At 56.8% G+C, this 21,114-nt stretch carries 22 protein-coding genes and 1 riboswitch; of the genes, 5 read left to right on the top strand and 17 right to left on the bottom strand.

What is annotated here, in order from left to right; genetic code table 11:
- Positions 1-134: 134 nt before the first annotated feature.
- From HRQ60_RS17105 to HRQ60_RS17095, 3 genes are all read right to left on the bottom strand, one after another.
- Entirely contained in the window at positions 135-437 is a 303-nt protein-coding gene (locus HRQ60_RS17105) for a Dabb family protein (protein WP_343044724.1), read from the bottom strand.
- A gap of 60 nt (positions 438-497) precedes the next feature.
- Entirely contained in the window at positions 498-1,238 is a 741-nt protein-coding gene (locus tag HRQ60_RS17100) for a queuosine precursor transporter (RefSeq protein ID WP_172197823.1), read from the bottom strand.
- Between the two features lie 260 nt (positions 1,239-1,498).
- Positions 1,499-2,899, bottom strand: a complete 1,401-nt coding sequence (locus HRQ60_RS17095; RefSeq protein ID WP_172197820.1) for an L-cystine transporter — start codon at positions 2,897-2,899, stop codon at positions 1,499-1,501.
- A 411-nt stretch (positions 2,900-3,310) separates the two neighbouring features.
- On the opposite strand from HRQ60_RS17095, the gene HRQ60_RS17090 reads away from it, so the two are divergent.
- A complete protein-coding gene (locus HRQ60_RS17090) occupies positions 3,311-4,999 on the top strand; it encodes a methyl-accepting chemotaxis protein (RefSeq protein WP_172197817.1) in 1,689 nt (562 codons plus the stop codon).
- A 242-nt stretch (positions 5,000-5,241) separates the two neighbouring features.
- On the opposite strand, the gene HRQ60_RS17085 is transcribed toward HRQ60_RS17090, so the two are convergent.
- The 5 genes from HRQ60_RS17085 to HRQ60_RS17065 all read right to left on the bottom strand — a co-directional run bounded on the left by HRQ60_RS17085 (position 5,242) and on the right by HRQ60_RS17065 (position 9,276).
- Positions 5,242-6,162 carry an ABC transporter ATP-binding protein gene (locus tag HRQ60_RS17085; RefSeq protein ID WP_172197814.1) on the bottom strand — a complete coding sequence of 307 codons (921 nt, stop codon included), beginning with the start codon at positions 6,160-6,162 and terminating at the stop codon, positions 5,242-5,244.
- Positions 6,159-7,202 (bottom strand): FecCD family ABC transporter permease, encoded by a 1,044-nt coding sequence (locus HRQ60_RS17080; protein ID WP_172197811.1) that lies wholly within the window; start codon positions 7,200-7,202, stop codon positions 6,159-6,161. The genes HRQ60_RS17085 and HRQ60_RS17080 overlap by 4 nt, the downstream gene beginning before the upstream one ends.
- Positions 7,199-8,239, bottom strand: coding sequence for an ABC transporter substrate-binding protein (locus tag HRQ60_RS17075; RefSeq protein WP_172197808.1), 1,041 nt, complete (start codon positions 8,237-8,239; stop codon positions 7,199-7,201). The genes HRQ60_RS17080 and HRQ60_RS17075 overlap by 4 nt, the downstream gene beginning before the upstream one ends.
- Before the next feature lie 200 nt (positions 8,240-8,439).
- Positions 8,440-8,613: riboswitch (cobalamin riboswitch) on the bottom strand.
- A 212-nt stretch (positions 8,614-8,825) separates the two neighbouring features.
- Positions 8,826-9,050 (bottom strand): hypothetical protein, encoded by a 225-nt coding sequence (locus HRQ60_RS17070; protein ID WP_172197805.1) that lies wholly within the window; start codon positions 9,048-9,050, stop codon positions 8,826-8,828.
- 37 nt (positions 9,051-9,087) lie between these two features.
- A complete protein-coding gene (locus HRQ60_RS17065; protein WP_172197802.1) occupies positions 9,088-9,276 on the bottom strand; it encodes a hypothetical protein in 189 nt (62 codons plus the stop codon).
- A 258-nt stretch (positions 9,277-9,534) separates the two neighbouring features.
- Here HRQ60_RS17065 and lplA point away from each other — a divergent pair, with 258 nt between their 5' ends.
- Entirely contained in the window at positions 9,535-10,539 is a 1,005-nt protein-coding gene (gene lplA / locus HRQ60_RS17060; RefSeq protein ID WP_172197799.1) for a lipoate--protein ligase, read from the top strand.
- A gap of 42 nt (positions 10,540-10,581) precedes the next feature.
- Entirely contained in the window at positions 10,582-11,382 is an 801-nt protein-coding gene (locus HRQ60_RS17055) for a Cof-type HAD-IIB family hydrolase (protein WP_172197796.1), read from the top strand.
- Positions 11,383-11,476: 94 nt separating this feature from the next.
- On the opposite strand, the gene HRQ60_RS17050 is transcribed toward HRQ60_RS17055, so the two are convergent.
- The 3 genes from HRQ60_RS17050 to HRQ60_RS17040 form a co-directional block, all read right to left on the bottom strand.
- On the bottom strand, positions 11,477-12,667 hold the full coding sequence (locus HRQ60_RS17050) for a hypothetical protein (RefSeq protein WP_172197793.1): 1,191 nt from the start codon (positions 12,665-12,667) through the stop codon (positions 11,477-11,479).
- 189 nt (positions 12,668-12,856) lie between these two features.
- The gene (locus tag HRQ60_RS17045) at positions 12,857-13,159 is read right to left on the bottom strand and encodes a hypothetical protein (protein WP_172197790.1); all 303 of its coding nucleotides are present in this window, start codon (positions 13,157-13,159) and stop codon (positions 12,857-12,859) included.
- A gap of 38 nt (positions 13,160-13,197) precedes the next feature.
- Positions 13,198-13,977 (bottom strand): MBL fold metallo-hydrolase, encoded by a 780-nt coding sequence (locus tag HRQ60_RS17040; protein WP_172197838.1) that lies wholly within the window; start codon positions 13,975-13,977, stop codon positions 13,198-13,200.
- Positions 13,978-14,125: 148 nt separating this feature from the next.
- Between HRQ60_RS17040 and HRQ60_RS17035 the strand changes: the two genes are divergently transcribed.
- The gene (locus HRQ60_RS17035) at positions 14,126-14,332 is read left to right on the top strand and encodes a hypothetical protein (protein ID WP_172197787.1); all 207 of its coding nucleotides are present in this window, start codon (positions 14,126-14,128) and stop codon (positions 14,330-14,332) included.
- A gap of 637 nt (positions 14,333-14,969) precedes the next feature.
- Here HRQ60_RS17035 and HRQ60_RS17030 read toward each other — a convergent pair.
- The 4 genes from HRQ60_RS17030 to cysT all read right to left on the bottom strand — a co-directional run bounded on the left by HRQ60_RS17030 (position 14,970) and on the right by cysT (position 18,966).
- The gene (locus HRQ60_RS17030; RefSeq protein ID WP_246281376.1) at positions 14,970-16,184 is read right to left on the bottom strand and encodes a sulfate ABC transporter substrate-binding protein; all 1,215 of its coding nucleotides are present in this window, start codon (positions 16,182-16,184) and stop codon (positions 14,970-14,972) included.
- A gap of 79 nt (positions 16,185-16,263) precedes the next feature.
- Positions 16,264-17,331 carry an ABC transporter ATP-binding protein gene (locus HRQ60_RS17025; protein WP_172197784.1) on the bottom strand — a complete coding sequence of 356 codons (1,068 nt, stop codon included), beginning with the start codon at positions 17,329-17,331 and terminating at the stop codon, positions 16,264-16,266.
- Between the two features lies 1 nt (position 17,332).
- Positions 17,333-18,130, bottom strand: a complete 798-nt coding sequence (locus tag HRQ60_RS17020; RefSeq protein ID WP_172197781.1) for a sulfate ABC transporter permease subunit — start codon at positions 18,128-18,130, stop codon at positions 17,333-17,335.
- A 2-nt stretch (positions 18,131-18,132) separates the two neighbouring features.
- Positions 18,133-18,966, bottom strand: coding sequence for a sulfate ABC transporter permease subunit CysT (gene cysT, locus HRQ60_RS17015; protein WP_172197778.1), 834 nt, complete (start codon positions 18,964-18,966; stop codon positions 18,133-18,135).
- A 264-nt stretch (positions 18,967-19,230) separates the two neighbouring features.
- Here cysT and HRQ60_RS17010 point away from each other — a divergent pair, with 264 nt between their 5' ends.
- Positions 19,231-19,632 (top strand): secondary thiamine-phosphate synthase enzyme YjbQ, encoded by a 402-nt coding sequence (locus HRQ60_RS17010; RefSeq protein ID WP_172197776.1) that lies wholly within the window; start codon positions 19,231-19,233, stop codon positions 19,630-19,632.
- 91 nt (positions 19,633-19,723) lie between these two features.
- On the opposite strand, the gene HRQ60_RS17005 is transcribed toward HRQ60_RS17010, so the two are convergent.
- On the bottom strand, positions 19,724-20,326 hold the full coding sequence (locus HRQ60_RS17005; RefSeq protein WP_172197773.1) for a TetR/AcrR family transcriptional regulator: 603 nt from the start codon (positions 20,324-20,326) through the stop codon (positions 19,724-19,726).
- A gap of 5 nt (positions 20,327-20,331) precedes the next feature.
- Positions 20,332-20,964 (bottom strand): YigZ family protein, encoded by a 633-nt coding sequence (locus HRQ60_RS17000; protein WP_172197770.1) that lies wholly within the window; start codon positions 20,962-20,964, stop codon positions 20,332-20,334.
- Between the last annotated feature and the right edge of the window lie 150 nt (positions 20,965-21,114).

Here is a 21,114-nt window from a genome sequence, read left to right as displayed (position 1 = left end):
CAACACGCGACCGGAACGAATTTCTCCCGCAGCCGACGAGCTTCTACAACGAATAGGACTTTCTCGACAGCCTGAGGCCTCCCGATAAACCGGGAGGCCTCTCTTTTTCTCATTCCGTGTGAATCCAAGTCCCGCTATTCCCAGGCGACCAGGTCGGTCTCCCGGAAACTTCGAACTTTGGACTCCCACACTTCGGCAACGTATTTCACGTGCACCGGGTGGGTATTGTAAGCTTCGTACGCGCCTTGGTCGGCAAATTTCATCGAGAAGCCGTAATCGTGCTCATTTTTCGTACTGACCTGGCGAAGCACTTCAAAGTTCCCGACTCCCGGAATACCGGTGAAAACTTTTTGGCTTCCCGCCAAAAAAGCTTCCGCCTCTTCATTATCTTTGCCGGCATGCAGGGTAAACGTCACCATGTGTAGGATCGCACTCACTTGCCAAACGCCTCCTTCGGTTAGATGAAGTACTGCCGCATCAACGGGAGATGCATACGTTTATCCTTTTACCCCAATCTTCTCGGGAGAAACGGGCGGCAGGCCGGAATCGGCTTCTTCGGCCGGCACTTTCATGCCGCGCGCCCAATACAGCACCGGCGTGCCGGCTGCGGTCAGAATAAATTTGAACACGTAAGTCGAAATAAAGAGCTGGAGCCAGATCGAGAAACTTCCGTATTCCGGACCGGTGAAAGCGATCAGACAGAAGATCAGCGTATCGATAAACGAACTGATGATTCCGCTGCCGTTATTGCGAATCCACAGCTGATGCGCTGCGGCAAACTTGCGGCGGATCGCCGCATACAGGTAAACGTCCAGCAGTTGGCTGACCAGATAAGCCGTCAGACTCCCAAGAGCAAGTCTCGGCAGCAGGCCAAACAGGGCTTCCATCGGTCCTTGGGCAAAGTCGACTTCCGACGGATGGAAACGCAGCACCATCTGCATGATGACCGTCGTCATAATCAGCATGAAAAAGCCGAACCAAACCGCACGCCGTGCGGCTTTGACCCCGTAACGCTCATTCAGCAGGTCGGTTGTCATATAGACGCTGACATACATCGCATTGCCGAGTGTCATGGTGATCCCCAGCATATCGATCGTTTTGGTCACCTGAATGTTGGCGATGACGGTAGCCACGCCGACCCAGGCATACAACCCTTTTTTACCGAAAAACTTGAAACAAAGCAGGAAGAACGCAAAATTGACCAGGACGAAAAAAACGCCCCAAGTAAAGTTGAACACCGAATAAGCCCCCTAGTTTTGGTATCGCGGGATGGTTACGAACCGCGTAATCGGATCTTCGAAGCTCCCGACAGGAAGCACGCCAAAAAACGCCGCGCACCGATCCGGCACCCGAAGTCCTGTATCACTTTACCATGGCGGCCGCTTTTATACCACTGTTTTTTGAGTCTGTCGAACACGAAGAATTTACCGAACAAAAAAAACGGCCCGAAGGCCGTTTCTATCAAACAGGATGGGCAGGGTTTAGCTTTGTTGCGAAATCAGGCATGTGCCGCTTCAAGTTCCGGCGTATCGGGAGAATCGAACGTTTTCTTGTCGATCTCGCCCGTGACTTTGCCGGTTACGACACCCGCTACCATCGAATCGTTTACGTTCAGAGCGGTACGGCCCATATCGATCAGCGGCTCGACGGCGATCAACAGACCGGCCAAAGCGACCGGCAGGTTCATCGTCGACAGCACGATCAGGGCTGCGAATGTCGCTCCGCCGCCGACACCGGCTACACCGAACGAGCTGATCGCGACAACGGCGATCAGGGTCAGAATGAAGGAAATGTTCACTTCGACACCCGCAGCCGGAGCGATCATCACAGCCAGCATAGCCGGATAGATCCCCGCGCAGCCGTTTTGGCCGATCGTCGCGCCGAAGCTTGCGGACAGATTCGCCACGCCTTCGGATACGCCGAGCTTCTTCGTCTGCGTTTCGATGTTCAGCGGAATAGTCGCCGCGCTCGAACGCGAAGTGAAAGCGAAGATCAGCGTCGAGAGAACTTTTTTCGCATAAGTGACCGGGTTCATGCCGAACAGCAGCAGAATCAGCAGGTGAATCACGAACATGACGATCAGCGCCACGTACGAAGCGACAACGAATTCGGCCAGCCTGGCGATTCCGGCCGGGTCGGTCGTGGCCATCATCTTGGCGATCAGCGCCAGGATGCCGTACGGCGTCAAGCGCAGAATCATCGTCACGATGCGCATGACGACGCCGTGTACCGCATTGATCATACCGCGGAACGTTTCCGCCTGCTGGGCGTTTTTGCGGTCAAGGCTCAGGACGGCCAAGCCGATAAAGGCCGAGAAAATGACGACGGCAAGCGTCGAGGAAGGACGGGCCCCTGTCATATCCGCGAACGGATTGGTCGGGATGAAGGACAGGATCTGTTCGGGCAGCGATACCCCTTCCACGTCGCCGAGCCTTGATTCCAGCGATGCTCCGCGATCAATTTCCGCCTGACCTTGTCCGGCCAGCAGATCTTCGGCGTTCAATCCGAAAGCCATGGCGGATACGATGCCGACCGTCGCGGCGATCGCCGTCGTCAGTACGAGCGTAATCAGTACCGAAGCACTGATCTTGCCAAGCTTCTTGCCGCCTTTGATATTCATGATGGCCGTAATGATCGAGACCATAATCAGCGGAATGACGATCATCTGCAGCAGCCCGACGTAACCGCTGCCGAGCAGGCTGTACCAATCCATCGAACGCGAGACGACTTCCGACTCGGCGGAATAGATCCATTGAAGCCCACCACCGAGCAGAATGCCCAGACCCAGTGCGGTAAAGACCCGCTTGCTGAACGAGACATGGCGTTTCTGCATGATATACAGCAGCACGGCCAATCCTGCCAGTACCGCGATATTCAAGATTACAAAAAAGGTTTCCATTCGTCCAATCCCTCTCGCTGTCTGTATTCGAACAGCGGTCAACTGCCCGTGTGTAAAAAGCCGGGTTTTAATTCGTACTCATAGTACCACTATTCCGATCATTTTGGTACATTTAATTTTATAGGACTTTTTCAGTAAAGAACGCAAGAAATACGGGAATATTCAGAATTTGCAAAAAGAGCTTACATGAATCTGGTCAAATTTGTCTATTCTCATGTATGATATGGATTAGTTCATTCCGACTTTCGTATATTTTGTTCTTTTATCGATCCTTAAGACCTATCCAAAACCGCTGTTAAAGCACCTTTAGTCCCGATTCCTTGGAGAATCCGCGCTTTTTGGTTGCTCGCTGCAGACGGCCGGCACCTTGCTCAGCACTGCTTTCGTTTGATCAAAAAGGGGGAGTTCATCATGCTAAACCGTTCCATCAGCCGCAAGATCATCGTTTTGTCGGGAAGCATCATCCTTGCGGTAAGCCTGCTGCTTTGCGGGAGTTTTTTCTTCATATTCAATAATACCCTGCACAGCCGAATCATACCCGAATTCAGCAAAACCCTGGATTTGAGCGTCTCCGAAATCGCGGGCGGGATTGATTCGACCCAAGCCGGGATGGCGGCCAAAGCCAATGCGGCGGCTTCGATGAAGATTCAGACTTATCTCAACGATTCGGCATCCGAGTTCCGTCTCGAAAACGTTTATATTCTGAATGTTCAGGACAAGGAAGCGGCTGTCGTGCTGGCCAGCAACGGCTCCGAAATCGAAGCGGGAACCAAACTCCCGGTCACTCCCTTTATGCAGCAGGCTCTGAAAAGCGGCAAGGAGCCGGTGATTACTCCGCTTAACCAAAGCGGCGACGATGCCGATCTGCAGGGTTATCTGGCGATTCCCGGCGGAACGCTGCTGGTCGCCGGTACGCTGGATGCCAACTTCGTCACGCAGGTGACGCAGGCGATCCTGCTGACAAGCCTCGGCATTACCCTTGTGGTCATTGTTCTCGGCGGATTGATCGCGGCTGCCGTCAGCCGGCAGATGACCAAGCCTCTGGGCCGTCTGGTCAAGCACGCCCGGCTTGTTGCCGAAGGCGATCTGCAGGAAAATATCGAAGTGAAAGGACGCGACGAAATCGCGCAGCTCGCTTCGGCGTTCCAGCAGATGACCACCAATCTGCGCGGTATGATCGGACAGGTTCTCGAAGCGACCGACCGGGTTAAAAGCGATTCCGTGCAGCTGTCACGAGGGATCGGAGTGCTCTATGAAATCGGCGGACAATCTTCTGCCTCTGCCGCGGAAATCGCGCAGAGCAGCGAAACGGTCGCTTCCAGTACCGCGGAGAATGCAAAAGCCATGGAAGAGATCAGCGGCGGTATCCAGCATATTGCCGAAGCCGCTGCCGAAGTAAACGATCAGATTGCCCGAGCTTCCCAAGAAGCGGTGTCCGGCAACGCCCTGGCCCAGCGGGCCGTCGAACAGATGAACCGCGTTCAGGAAACGACCGTGCAGGCTCGCGCTTTCATCGAATCGATGGGTTCGCGTTCGGACGAGATCACGGAAGTGCTGCAGGCGATCACCAGCATCTCCGCACAGATTCAAATGCTGTCGCTCAACGCTTCGATCGAAGCCGCCCGCGCCGGCGAGCACGGAAGAGGCTTTGCGGTCGTCGCCGAAGAAGTCCGTAAGCTGTCCGACCAGTCCCGTGCAGCTACCGGACAAATCGAACAGTCGCTGGCGGCGCTGCGCGAGAATTCGGAACGTTCGGTCGAAGCGATCGGCTCGGTCCATCACGAAATCATGTCGGGCGCCGAAGCGGTTCGCAGCGCAGGCGGAGCTTTCGACGAATTGATGAGCCTGATGCAGCAGTTCAACCAATCCGTCCAGGAAGTGTCCGCTTCGACCCAACAGGTCTCGGCCGGCAGCGAACAAGTCAGTGCGTCGGTCGAAGAAACGGCTCGGATTACGGAACATGTACAAGCGCGTGTCGAGGAAGTCTCCGCCGGCAGCGCACGCCAACTGGAAGAAATGGAATCTTACGCGCGTACGGTAGGCGAGCTCAGCCAACAAGCCGACGAACTCGAAGAAGTCGTCCGGCGCTTCAAGATCTGAACCGGGCGGCCGGGCAGGCCTCCGAGTCAAACTACGTAGCGATCCATTCGGAAAATTCAGGAATGCCGCATGACGAAACGAAAGAAGCAGCAGGAACGCAAAAAGGCCGGAGAATGATTCTCCGGCCTTTTTGCTGTGTTCTGAACGAATAGAAACCGACGTTCCTCTCGCAAGGATTCCCGGCGGGTCTTTCCCAATCTGCATCAGGATCGACAAATTCTGCCGCAACCGCCAGGGTTCTATTACCGAGAATCCGGCCGGGACGAGCCGCCTGCGCGAAACAGAAGCTGCGGCGCGTCGATTTCTTCGCGTTCCACCACGATTGGCGGGGCTACGCCGAACAGCCTGCCGACTCCCTGCGGCGTCAGCACTTCTTCGGGCGTGCCTTCGGCTGCTGCGGTTCCTTCCTGCAGCAGCAGCATCCGCTCCGCATACTGGGCCGCCAGATTCAGATCGTGCAGCACGGCCACGACCGTTAGGCCCTCTTCCGCGCGCCATTCCCGCACCAGCTCCATGACGTCGAGCTGATAATAAATATCCAGATAAGCCGTCGGCTCGTCCAGCAGCAGGATCTCCGGCTGCTGCGCCATCACCTGGCCGAGCGCGGCGCGCTGCCGCTGTCCGCCGCTCAGTTCATCCAGGCGGCGCGGAAGCAGCGCCGTCAGCTCCAGCCGCCCGGCGATGCGGGCGAGCCGTTTCTGCGCGGCCGCGGCGTCCCGATCGCGGCCGAAGCGGTCCCGGTACGGGAAGCGCCCCATTTCAAGCGCGTCCCGTACCGTAATGCCGAGCGGCGGCAGACCTTCCTGCGGCAGCACGGCCAGCCGCCGAGCCCGTTCGCGGCGCCCGTAATCCGCCAGCGGACGGCCGTTCAGCCGGACCTCGCCGGTCGACGGGCGTTCCGCGCCGGAGATCAGCGCCAGCAGGCTGGACTTGCCGCTGCCGTTGGGACCGAGCACGGCCCAGAATTCGCCGCGCCGGACCGTCCAGTCAAGCGGACGCAGGGCCTGCCGCCGGCCGTAGAAACAGGCGGCGCCGCGCAGCTCGATTGCGGGCGGCTCTTCTTCCGGACGGGAGTCTTCCCCGTCTGGCTGCAGACCCGGATTTTCGGCCGCTTCTTGTCTGCCGCGATTTCTCAAGTTCCGAAGTTTCGGCCAGGTCTTCATTCCACGGCTCCTTTCTCACGTTTGCTTCGCTGCAGAAGCAGCGCGAAGAACGGCGCGCCGGCAAATGCCGTAACGACGCCAAGCGGGATCTCCGCGCCCCCCAGCAAAGAGCGGGCCAGCGTGTCCGCCCACATCAGGAAAAGGGCACCGCCCAGCGCGGACAGCGGCACCAGCAGCCGGTAATCCGGTCCGGCGATCAGCCGGATCATATGCGGAACCACGAGTCCGACAAACCCGATGACGCCCGAGACCGACACGGCCGCCGCCGCGACCAGGGTCGCGACCAGCAGCACCCGGGTCTTCGTCCGCTCCGTGTTCAATCCGAGCTGTCCCGCCCGGCGCTCGCCGAGCGCAAACAGATTCATTGCCCCGGCATTTGCCCAAAGAAAAGCACCCCCGAGCAGCACGTACGGCAGCAGAATGGCCGAATAGCTCCAGCCGCGCAGGTTCAAGCTGCCCATCGTCCAGAACAGAATCTCATTCACCGGACGGTCGGACAGCGCGGACAGAAAAGTAACCGCCGCGCCGAGGAACGACTGCATGACGACACCGGCCAGCACCAAGCCGTGCACCGGCAGTTTGCCCCGGTCTCTTGCCAGCGCCAATACCGCAAACAGCGTGATCGCGCCGGTTGCGAATGCGGTCAGCGGCAGCGTCCACTGCCCGATCCAGGCTGTACGCAGTCCAAAAAAGATAATAAGCGCCGCGCCAAGCGAAGAACCGGACGATACGCCGAGAGTGAACGGATCGGCGAGCGGGTTGCGCAGGACGCCCTGGAACGCGGCGCCCGCCACCGCAAGCGCCGCGCCTACAAGCATCGCCAGCACGATACGCGGCAGCCTGACTCGCAGCACGATCTGCGCCGCGGAGTCGTCCCAGGTCTGCGGGAACCCCTGCCCGATTCCGGGCAGTCCGTGCAGCAGAATGCCTGCGATCTGGCCGGCGGGCAGGTTGACCGATCCGATCCGCAGCGTCAGCACAAGGCTGACCAGCAGCATGGCGACAGCGAGCGCCCCGTATCCGCCCAGCCTGCGAATCATTGCCGCTTATCCGGATAAAGCGTGTCAAAGACCTCGATCAGACCTTCCGTCAAACGGGGACCCGGACGGCTCACCAGGTTGTCGTCTATCGCAAACAATTGATTGCCTCGGATCGCGGTTATCCCCTGCCAGCCGCTGCGTTCCTTGAGCGTCTTCGGATCAACGGACAGCTGGCTGTACAGCACGATATCCGGATCGGCGGCGATAATCGCTTCCGAATCGACTTCGCTCCACCCTTCCGTATCCGCGGCGGCATTGACGGCTCCGGACGTTTCGATCAGCTCGTTCATGAACTCGCCGCGGCCGACCGTCCAACCAGGAGAAAATTCCAGATAAGCCGTTTTCCGGTCTTTGCTTTCGATCGAAGCGGCTGCCGTACGAACTGTCTCGATCTCCGCTTGCATCTTGTCGGTCACTTCTTTGGCTTCGACCTGGCGATCTGTAATCTCGCCGTATACCGAGATGTCGCGCAGGACATCTTCCAACGTATCGGGGTTGAACTTGAATACAGCCAATCCTAATCCGCGCAGCGATTCGACCGTCGCGTCATCGGTCAGATCGGCGACGAAGACGATATCCGGCTGCGCCGCTACGATCGCTTCGGTATTCAGTTCGAAGCCGCCCATTTTGGGTTTGCTTTTCGCCGCTTCCGGATAATCGTCGTTATCCGATACGCCGACGATCTGCGCGGCCAGTCCCAAAGCGAACAGCGTTTCCGTTTCCGACGGGGCCAGCGATACGATCTTCGTCGGAGCTTTCTCGAAGGTCACTTCCGTTCCGGTGGCATCTTGGAGCTTGAGCGGATATACGGTCTGCGCCGAGGCGTCGTTCGCCTGCGTCGGCTCTGCCGGAGCAGACGCTTCCTGCCCGGCGGCCTGCGCCTCGGATGACGCCGGCTGCGGCGCTTCGGCCGTGCGGCCGCCGCATGCGGCAAGGCCCACTGCCAGCAGCAGCGCGGATGCGCCGGTCAGCAGGCTTTTGCGGATCCCTGCGGATACCGCTCTCTTTGTTTGGTGAGTGTTCGTTTCGTCTGTCATTCTACGTCCCCCTTGAATAGATCTTCGGCACAGTCCCGCTTCTCCATGCAAAAAGCCCCTTCCGGCCGGTTCGGCGGAAAGGGCTGCTTCGGGAACGCACGCCAAGAAACCCCGGAGCCCTAACCGAAAAAAAAACGGTGGGCGGGGCGAATCCTTTTCGGCGTACGTGCGCGGAGCGCCTTTTCCTCGAAGACGGGACCTGCAATCGGATCTGCCGGGCAGGTCTCCTGACTCACGGGATGGGTAACAGCAATCCGCCTTCTCGCGTATTCGCAATGGCATCGTGGATTCTTCCCGTGTTACAGTGGCGGGACCGTGCCGGATTTGCACCGGCTTCCCTTTTAACCTGCAAAACCCCGCTGCTTGGAAGTGTTCCGTAAGCGGGATTGGCAGGACCTCGGCAGCTGTACTTCTTCAGTTATCGCCTTCCGATTATAGGGGATGCGGCGGATCGTGACAAGGCGGCCGTACAAAAAAAGCCCCGGCGTCTCCCTAAGGAGAACAACCGGAGCTTTGCTCGGGATACTGCTGTCCGTTCCGAATTCTGCTGTTCGCGCTGACGGAAAAGGATCCGCCCCTATCCCGGTCAGACTTTGGGATCCGCGCCCCGGCTGCCGGTATGATTGGCCATCCGGTTTTCCTGGTCTTTCATATGATGCTGCTGGTCGATCGCCTGGTCTTTGGTCGCTGAGATATCCGAAGGAACATTTCTGTCGCTGCCTTCCACTTGGTTCTCCACAAACTTTTTCAGCTCGCCGCCTTGTTCATTCGCTTTCTTCTGATCCAGCAGTGCTTTAGCTTTTTCGTCCATGTTGTTCAACCTCCTGGCTGCATTTCGTAAGATGTCGTTATCTGCGCATATTTTGCTGGTCTTTAAGTCTGTTCTGCTGATCCATCCGCTGGTCCTTGGTCGCGTCTACCCGACTGGGTATCGCCGAGTCCGCGGTTTCGACCTGATTCTCGACAAAATGCTTCAGTTCCCCGCTGTGATCGTGTTCTTTCTTATGATCCAGCAGGCTTTTGGCTTTGTCATCCATCGTATTCAACCTCCTGCTGCGACGAACGGTTTGCGCGTCCTTCGCTTATTGGTGTTGGGTCGGGATAATTATGTATTACCCGTCCGTTCTCCCGTCAAACGAAAAAAGTCCTTTTCCCAGGCGCCAATCGGTCGCAAAGACTGGTCTTCGGCAATTTGTTTGGTTTACAATGGGATAGGCAAAGTAAAGGTCAAAACGAAGGATTCACTTCTACGCATTCGCTTCGGCGAAACTTTTATCGAAACGGGAGGCCATACCATGCTTTTTATCGACAATCAGGGCATTCACGATCCGCGGATCAACCTGGCCATCGAAGAATTCGTGCTGCGTCATCTGCCGATGGACGGCGAAAGTTATCTGCTGTTCTACATTAACGAACCGTCGATCATTATCGGCAAGCACCAGAATACGGTCGAAGAAATCAACGCCGATTACGTCAAAGAAAACCATCTTCACGTGGTGCGTCGGCTGTCCGGCGGCGGTGCGGTCTACCACGATCTCGGCAATCTGAATTTCAGCTTCCTGACGAAGGACGACGGCCAGTCGTTCCACAATTTCCGCAAATTCACCGAACCGATGACCGAAGCGCTGCGCGATCTGGGCGTCGAAGCCCAGCTGTCGGGCCGCAACGATCTTCAGGTCGGCGAACAGAAAATTTCGGGCAACGCCCAATTCTCCACGCGCGGGCGCATGTTCAGCCACGGCACGCTCATGTTCGACTCCGAACTGGACAACGTGCATTCGGCGCTGAAAGCGAACCCGGAAAAGTTCAAATCCAAAAGTACCAAGTCGGTCCGCAGCCGCGTCGCCAACATCTCGGAGTTCATGAACGAGAAGCTGACGATGGATGAGTTCCGGGACCATATTCTACGCCATATTTTCAAAGTGGAGCCGAATGAAGTGCCCGAATACAAACTGACCGAAGAAGACTGGAAAAAGATCCACGAGATTTCCGAAGAGCGCTACCGGAACTGGGATTGGAACTACGGCCAGTCTCCGGAATACAACGTCAAGCATGCCAAGAAATTCCCGGTCGGCATCATCGATCTGCGCATGGACGTCAAAAACGGCCGGATCGAAGAGATCACCATTTTCGGCGACTTCTTCGGCGTGGGCGACGCGTCCGAAGTTGCGGATCTGCTGCGCGGCAAACGTTATGAAGAATCGGAGATCCGCGCGGCGCTCGAAGGCACCGATTTGAAGCATTACTTCGGCAATATCGAAACGGAAGATTTCGTCGGACTCGTCTTTTTGCAGGATTAAATACAGACAGAACCCTATACAGATTCGGACAGGAGAGAAACCATGACTTACAAATTGATTGCAATCGATATCGATGACACCCTGATTAACGACGACAAACAGGTAACGCCGGCGACCCAGACCGCGCTGGAAGAAGCCGTTGCCGCCGGAGTGGTCGTGACGCTGGCTACCGGCCGCGCTTACGCTTCCGCCAAACAGCTCGCCGCCCAAACGGGACTTAATGTTCCGATCATTACGTACCAGGGCGCATTGGTCAAGAACCTGATCGACGGCAAAGTGCTGCTGGAGCGCCATGTTCCGGTCGAAGCGGCTTTGAAACTGGGCAAATACTGCATGGAGCATAATCTGCATCTGCAAACGTATATCGACGACAAACTGTATGCGCGCGAAGAAAACGAGAAGCTTATCGCTTATTCGCAGCTGAACAATACGCGCTTCTACCTGGAGCCGGATTTTGAGAAATTATTCTCGCAGCCTACGCCAAAAATGCTTATCATCGACGATCCCGACTTCCTCGACGAGCTGGCTCCGAAACTGCATGAACTGCTTGGCGATCAGGTGCATATCACCAAGTCCAAGCCGCACTTCCTCGAAATTATGCATCATGAAGGCACCAAAGGCCATGCGCTCGCTTTCCTCGCCGACTACTTCGGCTGTACGCTGGAAGAAACGATCGCGATCGGCGACTCCTGGAACGACCACGAGATGCTTGAAGCCGCAGGTCTTGGCGTAGCCATGGGCAATGCTATCGAACCGCTCAAAGCGATCGCCGACTATATTACGCTTGGCAATAACGACGACGGCGTCAAAGTCGTGATCGACAAATTCGTATTGGGCCGATAAGAACCGCTTGGCGGATCTTGGACAATGTTTTAGACGAAACGAAAAACCGGAAGCTGGTCAGCTTCCGGTTTTTTGCTGCTTGCACGGATCACACTCAGTAAATACTGAACGAGTAGATCGGGCTGTATTCGTCTTCGTAGCTGAAAGTCAGCATCGAACTGCCGGAGCGGTACATCAAGATATAGCCGCCTTCGTCGGCATTCTCGTATTCGTCGGTCGGCCTGCCGAGCCATTCCCTGACCTGGCTCAGCCGAAGGAACGTTCCTGCATCCAGAAACGTTGTCAGTTCCGCCGTCTTCGAACCTGTGGGAATACGGCCGTTTTCTTCATAAGCGTCAAACCCGATCCAGAAGCTGTCATATCCGAAATATGCTCCCCATTCCCAGTTCTCGATGGCTTTCGGACTGCCCAGAACAGCCCGGACCTGCCGCTCCGTCATACCGATCCGAATCTTCGGTTGATCCGGGAGCGTTCTTTTTACGGCAAAACTTTTCACCGAATCGAGAAAAGCGTGCGCTCCTTGTCCGGTCGGCCAGGTTTGTGCGGCCCGGTACGCGTCATCGACATGCTTAAGCTTCAGTCCTTGAAGATTGAGCTTGTACGTATCGAACCAGTAGCGAGCCGCTGCATTGTCGTAGACCCGGGTCTGAATCCGGCCGCCGCTCAGTCCGCGCATGGCGCTTTCCGGAGCGGCGTACGTCTTTTTCCCCAACGGAGTGCCGTTCTCGCTCGCAAAATCAAGCGAATGCAGCACTCCTCCCGCGACGATAAACCCGGCAATCGAGTTGACGTTGGAAGACTCCGCTTCCGACAGGAAGAGCAGGTCCGGACGCGTACGGTCTCCCGGCAGACGGAAGCTGTCATTGCGGGTCGCATTAAGCGCACGATAGTTCAGATTGACCGCTTGGACTTTGCCTGTTTTTTGTCCATTCTTCACCAAAGCCGCCCGGTAGCTGCCGGTATAGATCACATCGCCAAGCGAAGCGCCGGCCCATACTTCGTCTTCGGCCGTGACTCGGCGCTGTTCATCGCCTGCGAAGATATACAGCGTATAGAGCTGCTGTTTGTCGTCGCGAAGCGAAAAATAGAGCCGGCTGATCGATTTGAGCTTCGCGGCTTCGATCGACGAAACGCTCCCCGCCGCCGAAGCCTGCCCGCCGGGCAGAATCGCACCGACCGACAGGAGCAGAACCATGCTGATAAATACTGCCCAAAACCGTCCTGGCCGCAAAAAACCGTCTTCCGCCCGCCGCTTGGGCTGCCGCCTGCCTGTTTCCTTCCGCATCTTCCCGTATCGCCTCCGCTTGTCTGCTTGATCGGGAAAAATTCCCTATCGGTAGCTTACCTTATTCACGCGGAACCCCAAACCTTTTTTTGCAAAAAGGAGAATCTTTTCGAAAAAGCAAAAAGCCCGGAGCCATCCGGCTCCGGACTTTCGGACTGATTGAAAAAATAGGATGCAGCCGCTTATTGCTTATTGGTCCGTATGCTCCGCTTTTTGCTCGCGGCTGAGATGGTCCAATCCCGGTTCGTCGATCGCGGCGGGCGCTTCGGCGTCGGCATGCTCTTCCTGAATCTCCGCAGCCGCTTCCGCCATGCGCGGATCTACCTGTCCCTGAATATTGCCGACATGGGCATCCGGACGTTCGTCGGCCGGGGCTTCCGCTTCGACCGTTCGTTCCTGCATGGTTCCGTCATCTCTGAGATTGGTCGTCTGGTCATCCGTCGGGTCGGGTGATTGGTGATCTCTGCGTTCTTCCTGTTTATCTTGCGTCATGGTCGTATCCCTCCGTATGTTCGATTTGGGTGAGGCGGCTATCGCTTCAACTTCACGAAAGTACCGGTTCTCGCCGCCGAGACGTTTCCGGGCAGCTCCGGCAGCCGATTCAGATCGACATCATGCGACATATGCGTGTACAGCGTGCGGGCCGGGCCGACTGCTGCGATCAATTCGGCGGCTTCGCGCATATCGTATACCGAACGGGTCGAATACTTCGCGTCTTCCTGAACGAAGCTTGTTCCCAGCACCAGCAAATCGGCTTGTCGCATCGGCCGAACTTCCTCGTCGGACAGTCCGATCGAATCCGGGCAGTAGACCCAGACGAAGTTTTCTTTTTCGAACCGATATGCATAGGAATACCCGTTCTGGCCGTGATTGACCCTCCAACCGAAGATCTTCCACCCGCCGAGCACAAGTCCCGGCTCTACCGGACGCAGCTCCAGATTCCGATTCAGCCACGGATAACGTTCCCCGATCGCTTCCAGCACCTCCTGCGGCGCATACAAAACTCCTCGCTCACCGGTCCACCGGCACTGATCCGCCCACTCCGGCAGCCCACCGATATGATCGAAATGGGCATGCGTGACCAGGATCGTATCTACCGTGCGGATGCCCCGGGCTTCCATCTGCATCCGCCAATCGGGACCGCAGTCGATCAGAAACCGGCGGTCTCCCTGCTCCACGGCAACCAGCGAACGCAGCCTCCGATTGACTCCTGTCGTTCTGGCTTCTTCACATACTCCGCATTCGCAGTAGACCCTCGGAACGCCCATCGCATCCCCGGTTCCCCAAAATACCAATCGATCTTCTTCCATAACTCTCACCTTCCTACCCATCCTGTTCGTCCTCTTCCGATTATACCCGACTTTCTTCGCTCCAAAAACAATCCGCCGCAGACGCAGAGCCGTTCCTCCGGTATAATATAAGAAATGAAAGTATTGAATTCGTAACTAAGGAGACCTCATGAAAAAATTCTTCACTTCCCGATCCTTCTGGATTCCGTTCGTTCTGGTACTGATCCTCGGTATTTTCCAGAATTCCCGTTCCGGCGCCCATTACGTGTCCATTATGACCTCGTCTTTTGTCGCAGCCTTGATCGCAGGCGTCGTGATCGGCGGCGTCATTTATATGACGTTCGAACTCAGCGGCATGCGCCGGGGCCGAAAATAAAACGCGATACCGCATACCCGCTCGCGCCTGCACCTACCTGCCGCTTATCATGGACAGCAGCAGCGCAGCACGGCACAAAAAAGCGTCAGAGCTTGGGGACTCCCCGCTTCTGACGCTTTTTTGCATGCATCGCACATAACGCGCCGCGCTGTCTGGCGCAGCCCCTTGTTCCCGTTGACTCACTCGATTCATTCAGCCGTCTTCGCTTGCAGGCTAACGAATCCTTATAACGCTATATAAGCATTTTAAGCCTTTTCCCAAATCTAACGAATCGTCAGACCGCTAATCATATGCCGGAGCAGCCTTTTGATCCCAAACGCGACCCATAACGATATGAGGATTCGTTAACGTTTCAAAAAAGCTCTAGAAGCCGATTTAGCGATCCTACGATTCGTTAGAGCCCCTCCGCCTTCCCCTTTGCCCTTGCCCTTGTGCACTCGCACTTGGCGCCGCCAAAGGCCAGCCCATCCCTTGACCTTGCTCTTGCCCTTGACCTTGCCCTTGACCTTTCCTTCTGCTCCACCCTCGAACAGGGTGAGCTGATTTCGAATCGGAGCGACTTTCGGCTTTCCTCCTCTTCCTCTAATCCCTTATTCCAATCAAAGAGGAGGAAAACGACCCCGAGCGACGATCGAAATCAGCTCACCCCCGCCAACACCTCATACCAAACCCCCCGCTTCGAATACAGCTTCTCCCTGACTTCGCTCCAACCGCCCAGATAATCGATATCGAACAATCCCGGCGGCTCCGGGTAATCCGCTTGGAATTCCGCATATACGGAAGCCTCCGTGGGCCGGAATCCGTTCTCCGCGAATACCTGCTGCGCCTGTTCCGACCACAGGAAATCCAGAAAAGCTTCCGCGACATCGCGCGTGCCGTGCTTGTCGACATTCTCGTCGACGACGGCAGCGGGATTCTCGATCAGAATCGTATCGTCCGGCACGACGACTTCGTACTTGGCGCCTTGATGGATTCGGGCGACCAGCTCGTTCTCGTAAGTCACCAGCGCATCGCCGACCCCGTATTCGAACGCCGCCATCGAAGCGCGGCCGCTTTTGTCGAGCGATTCGATATTGGCGTGTACCGACTGCAGGAACGCTTTGGCGAAAGCCGGATCTTTTGCTCCCGTTTCGCGCTCCGACTCTTTGAGTCCCGCTCCGTAGATCGCGTTGATGTCCCACTGCGCTCCGCCCGACGTCTTCGGGTTCGGGTACAACACCTTGACGCCGGGCTTCGCCAGATCGGCAAAACTGCGGATCCCGAGCGGATTGCCTTCCCTCGTACCGATCACGGCAACGGAACGGGTAATCATGCCGCCTTCCGGTTTGTCTTTCCAGGTCTTGTCGACAAGTCCGGCTTTGGTCAGCTTGTCGATATCGCCTTCAAGCGACAGCAGCGTGACGTCGGCTTCGAATCCGCCGACAATGGCGCGCGCCTGCGTACCGGAGGCTTCATAAGATTCTTCGAATACGACCGTCTGCCCCGTCTCTTCCTGCCACTTCTGCTGAAACAGCGGAATAATATCCTGCACGGAATCTTTGACGACGCTGTAAGCGCCGATAACAAGCGTCACGTCGCCCTGGGGCGCCGGCGCGCCGCCGCTCTCCGCAGACTCTACTTGCCCGCCGCAGCCGGCAAGCAGGGAGCCCAGCAGGGCAAGCGACGCCGCGAACGCCGGCAGCCGCTTGCGCAGAGCGCGTCCGCCCTGCTTGTTTGACGCTTTGTCCTTTGCAAACGCTGCCGGATCGCTATCGCCTTTAAGTTTCGCCTCGTCGATCCCGCTCGCTGCCTCGCTTTGGGCCGCAAGTTTTGGGCGCAGCATAGCTCTGCCCGTTTTACGTTCGTGTCTCATCCGCTTCGCACCTCCGCCTTCTATGCGTCTTTTGCCAGAATCCAATCTGCAGACCGCCAAATTCCATCGTCACGCCGGATTAGATCATCATCGACATCGGATCGACTTTGTAGCGATTTTCCGCAATCCAGCTGCGCTGGCGGTTGTACAGATAAGCCCGGTGGACCATCACGCGCACAGGATCTCCGATCTGCAGCGGTTCTTTTTCCAACGAACGGTACGTAATCAGGCGCTGGTCGCCGACCTGCACCTCGACCAGCCACTGGCTGCCGCGGAAATGCAGATGGCGCACGACGCCTTCTTCGGTCGCCGACAGCAGCGGGAACTCGCTCGGACGGCCGACCTCGACGTATTCCGGACGGATCAGCGCGCGGGTTCCGTCCGTCTGGGCGGCCAGATCGAATCCGTGCAGCTTGACCGCATGTTCGATCTGTGTGGACTCGCCGATAAACGAAGCGACGAACGGCGTAGCCGGTTCTTTGTAAATGTCCCACGGCGTGCCTTTTTGCTCGACCTGTCCCTGGCTGATGACCATAATCTCGTCCGCCACTTCGATCGCTTCGTCCTGGTCGTGCGTGACGAAGATCGACGTGATGCCGACGCGCTCGATCAGCTCGCGCAGCCACGAACGCAGCTCCTGGCGGATCTTGGCGTCGATCGCCGCGAACGGCTCATCGAGCAGCAGCAGCTGGGGCTCCGGTGCAAGCGCGCGCGCAAATGCGACCCGCTGGCGCTGTCCGCCCGACAGCTGCTGCGGATACCGCTGCTCGAAGCCTTTGAGTCCGGTCAGCTCGACCAGTTCCGCTACGCGCTCGCGAATCTGCGCTTTGGACGCCTTTTGCACCTTCAGGCCGTACGCGATATTCTCGTGCACGGTCATGTGCTTGAACAGCGCATAGTTCTGGAACACGAAGCCGATGCCGCGCTCCTGCGGCGGCAGGTGGTTGACCCTTTTTCCATGGAACAGAATCTCGCCGGCATCGGGACTTTCCAGTCCCGCCAGCATGCGCAGGATCGACGTTTTGCCGCCGCCGCTCGGACCGAGCAGACCGATCAGATGTCCTTTTTGAATATCGAACGAGACGTCTTTTACCGCATGGAAACTGCCAAAATGTTTGTCCAGCCCGCGAACCTCCACATGCTGCATCCTAATGCACTTCCCTTCTTTTCTTCGTCCATTCCATGAGCAGCAGCAGGCCAGCCGAGAACGCCGCCAGAACCAGCGCAAGCCCGCCGGCCGCCGCGATATTGAAATTTTCCACGTCCTGGTACACGAGCGTCGTCGCCGTCTGCGTCCGGTTGATGATGTTGCCCGAGACGACGAGCACCGCGCCGAACTCGCCCATCGAGCGCGCGACCGTCAGCACCGCCCCGTAGGCGACGCCCCAGCGGATCGACGGCCAGGTCACGCGGCGGAACGTCGTCCAGCCGTAAGCGCCGAGCGTGGCCGAAGCCTGCTCTTGGTCGTCGCCGATTTCTTCGAGCACCGGCATAATTTCGCGTACCATCAGCGGAAAGGTCACGAACAGCGTCGCGATGACCATGCCCGGGAACGCGTAGACGATATTGACCCCGATCTTTTCAAAAAAAGCGCCGATCGCCGTATCCGGTCCGACCAGCAGTACGATCATCAATCCGCCGATGACGGGAGATACCGCGTAAGGCAGATCGACGATACTGTTCATGACGCTGCGCAGCCGGCGGCCGAGCCATTTGCCCCGAACGAGGTAGAGCGCGGTCATGATGCCGAAGATGCCGTTGAGCACCGTTACGCAGAGCACGACGAGGCCGGTCATCATCAGCGCGTGCAGCGCTTCGGGCCGGCTGATCGATTGGGCAAAGCCCGTCCAGCCGTTGGAGAACGCGCTTTGCACCATTTTGGCCAGCGGCGCGACCAACAGCACGGCGAATACGAGATAGGTCAGGAGGATCCACAATTTTCTCATGTTTACGCTCTCCCTCCCCGACGCTGCACCCGGTTAATGAACCAAAGGATCAGCAGCGAAAGTGTCAGCAGCAGCACCGATACGGCGGCCGCGCCCAGATTATTGTCGCTCTCGACTTCGCCGTAGATGAATACGGAAGCGGTGAGCGTTTTGGCCGGAATATTGCCCGCAACGAGCACGACGGCACCGAATTCGGCCAGCGCGCGCGAGAAGGCCAGCATCGCACCTCCGACGATACCCGGCGCGATCTGCGGCAGAATGACCCGGAAAAAGGTCGCCGCGCGCGAAGCCCCAAGCGTATAGGAAGCTTCTTCGGCCGAAGCGTCCATCTCTTCAAGCAGCGGCTGAATCGCGCGGATGACGAAAGGAAACGTCACGAACACCATCGCGATCACGATTGCCGGCTGATGGAACACGATCGTAAAGCCCAGCTTCTCCGCAATGCCGCCAACCCAGCTGTTCGGGCCAAGCAGCAGCAGGATCATCAGTCCCCCGACGGCCGTGGGCAGAGCGAACGGCAGATCGACGAGACTGTTCAGAACCGCCCTTCCATGGAACCGGTAGCGGACCAGCACCCAGGCGATCATCGTACCGATCAGCACATTGATAACGGTCGCGATCAAAGCAAGCTTAAGCGTAAGCAGGACCGCTTTCCAAGCGATCGGGTCGGTGATACTTTCCCAGAACGGCATCCATCCTTCGGTAAACGCATAGACGTAGACGCCTGCGATCGGAAGCACAATCAATACGACAAAATACAGCAGGACCGTCGTGCGAAAACCGTAGGTCCAGCCTTTGTGACGCAGCCATGACGTTTGCACCGGATATTCCTCCATTTTGAAGCTGCCGCGGCGGACGGTGTGGATATCCGTTCCGACAACTTCACTGCATTATTCCTATTAGTCTACTCGGTTTAACTTACTGCATAATGTAACAGGGTTAACGATCAGCGTCAATCACCTTTTTACCAAAAGGAAATAAACATCCCGGCAAACGCGCAAACGATTGACGGCACCGGAGCATATCCCGGAAATGAGGGTAATACAAAAGAAGAAAGCAAATCGGCGGCAAGCCGCTTTGCGTCAAGGAGGAGTTGGAATATGCTGCATACATTCGAGCTGTCGACCTCGCATCGGGACGAGATTGTGGATATTACGCCCCGGGTCAAAGAATGGATTCGTCAGAGCGGTCTCAAGAACGGGATTGCGATGGTCTACTGTCCGCATACGACGGCCGGAATCGCGATCAACGAAAATGCCGATCCCGATGTCAAACGCGATATTCTGATGATCCTGGGCGAGATCTATCCGTGGGAACATCCGAAATACCGCCATGCGGAAGGCAATACGGCCGCCCATCTCAAAGCGATCACCTGCGGTTCGTCACAGACGATCATCGTGGAAAACGGCAGTCTGGTACTCGGCAGATGGCAGGGCATCTATTTCTGCGAATTCGATGGTCCCCGCTCACGGACGTTCAAAGTGAAGATTATAGCCGGATAACCCCGGGAAGCCACGCCAAAAAGGCCCTTATCCAAAAGATAAGGGCCTTTTTCTTCGCGTCGACGCATCGAAGCGTTCTATCGGCAATCGTTCAGCGCCCTGAAGTGGGCAGATGCAAATTTTCGCATAAAATACGTACGTGACCGACCGCTGCCGGCCGAATCTCCTCGAACGAAATTTTTTCCTGAATGTAGTAGGAGACGAAACCGTGCACCGACAAGAAAAGACTCAAAGGAATACTCTTACGCGATTCTTCCGTATGTGCAGCCTCGTTCAGATGTCCGCGTACGATAGAGGCAAACAATTCCAGACATCGGCTTTGTTCACTTCGACAGTAAGCCAGCAGCTCTTCGTCGCGTGTCATGAACATGATTTCGTATTGATGCGGATGATCCAGGCCGAAACGGATAAATTCCAACAGCAGCAGCTCCGTACGCGTGAATTCTTCCGTTTCCGGCCCTGTCATCACCCCGTTCAGACAGCTCGACAAATAACCGAAATCTTCGATGACGATGGCGTAAAACAGCTCCGCTTTTTCTTTGAAATGATAGTAGAGCGAACCATGGCTGTATCCCAGATGCTGCCCGATACTGCGCATGGAAATGGCCCGGTATCCTTTCGTGATGAACAAATGTCTGGCCGCCTCAAGGATTCGCTCCCGCGACAACTCCTGCTCTACTGCTCTTCTCGCCATAGTCGTTATTCCCCTTCGATGTAGTAAACCGAGTCCCCTTTCGTCACTTCGGCCTGACCCTGTGTCAGATCCGTGATCCAGGAAACGAAAAGATCGGCTTCGCCCGCAGTCGGCAGGCACAGAACGGTAACCTTGTCCGTAAACTGCGTCTCGCCCGTTCTGACTTCGCGGCTTCTCAACTCGTTCTCTACTTTGCCATGCCAGGTATAATCGATTGTAACGAACACCTGCGTATGCAGCACGCGAGTGATTTCTTCCCCGGCTTCGACTGCCGCCACAGCTCCGTCCGCGTAAGCCCGGATTAACCCTCCCGCGCCCAGCATGATCCCGCCGAAGTAACGCGTCACGACGACCGCCACATTTTTGAGTTCCCGATTCTTGAGCACTTCCAAAATAGGCTTGCCGGCCGTTCCGCTTGGTTCGCCGTCGTCGGACTGTTTCTGAATTTCATCGCGTTCGCCGAGCAGGTAAGCCGAGCAGTTGTGGGTGGCCCCGCGATGAAGTTTCTTGATTTCCTGAATAAAAGCGTTTGCTTCTTCTTCATTCCCAACGGGACGAATATGTCCGATAAAGCGCGACTTGCGAATTACGATTTCCTGCTGTCCTTCTTGTCTGACCGTTTGGTAACGTTCCAGCATGATGGATCCGAACCTTCCTTATAGTAGAAAGCAGTTCCCCATCTTCTGCATACGCGCCATTAACGCGATGCACCCGGGTGAACTGCTTTCTTCTGCTTGGTTCCGGTTAACCGCCGTGAAGCGAATTAACCGGTGGTTATTCTCTTATTA

Source organism: Saccharibacillus qingshengii (assembly GCF_013185195.1).
Lineage (GTDB): Bacteria > Bacillota > Bacilli > Paenibacillales > Paenibacillaceae > Saccharibacillus > Saccharibacillus qingshengii.
Note: the sequence above shows the minus strand (reverse complement) of the source record. Positions and strands in the feature narration are given on the sequence as shown.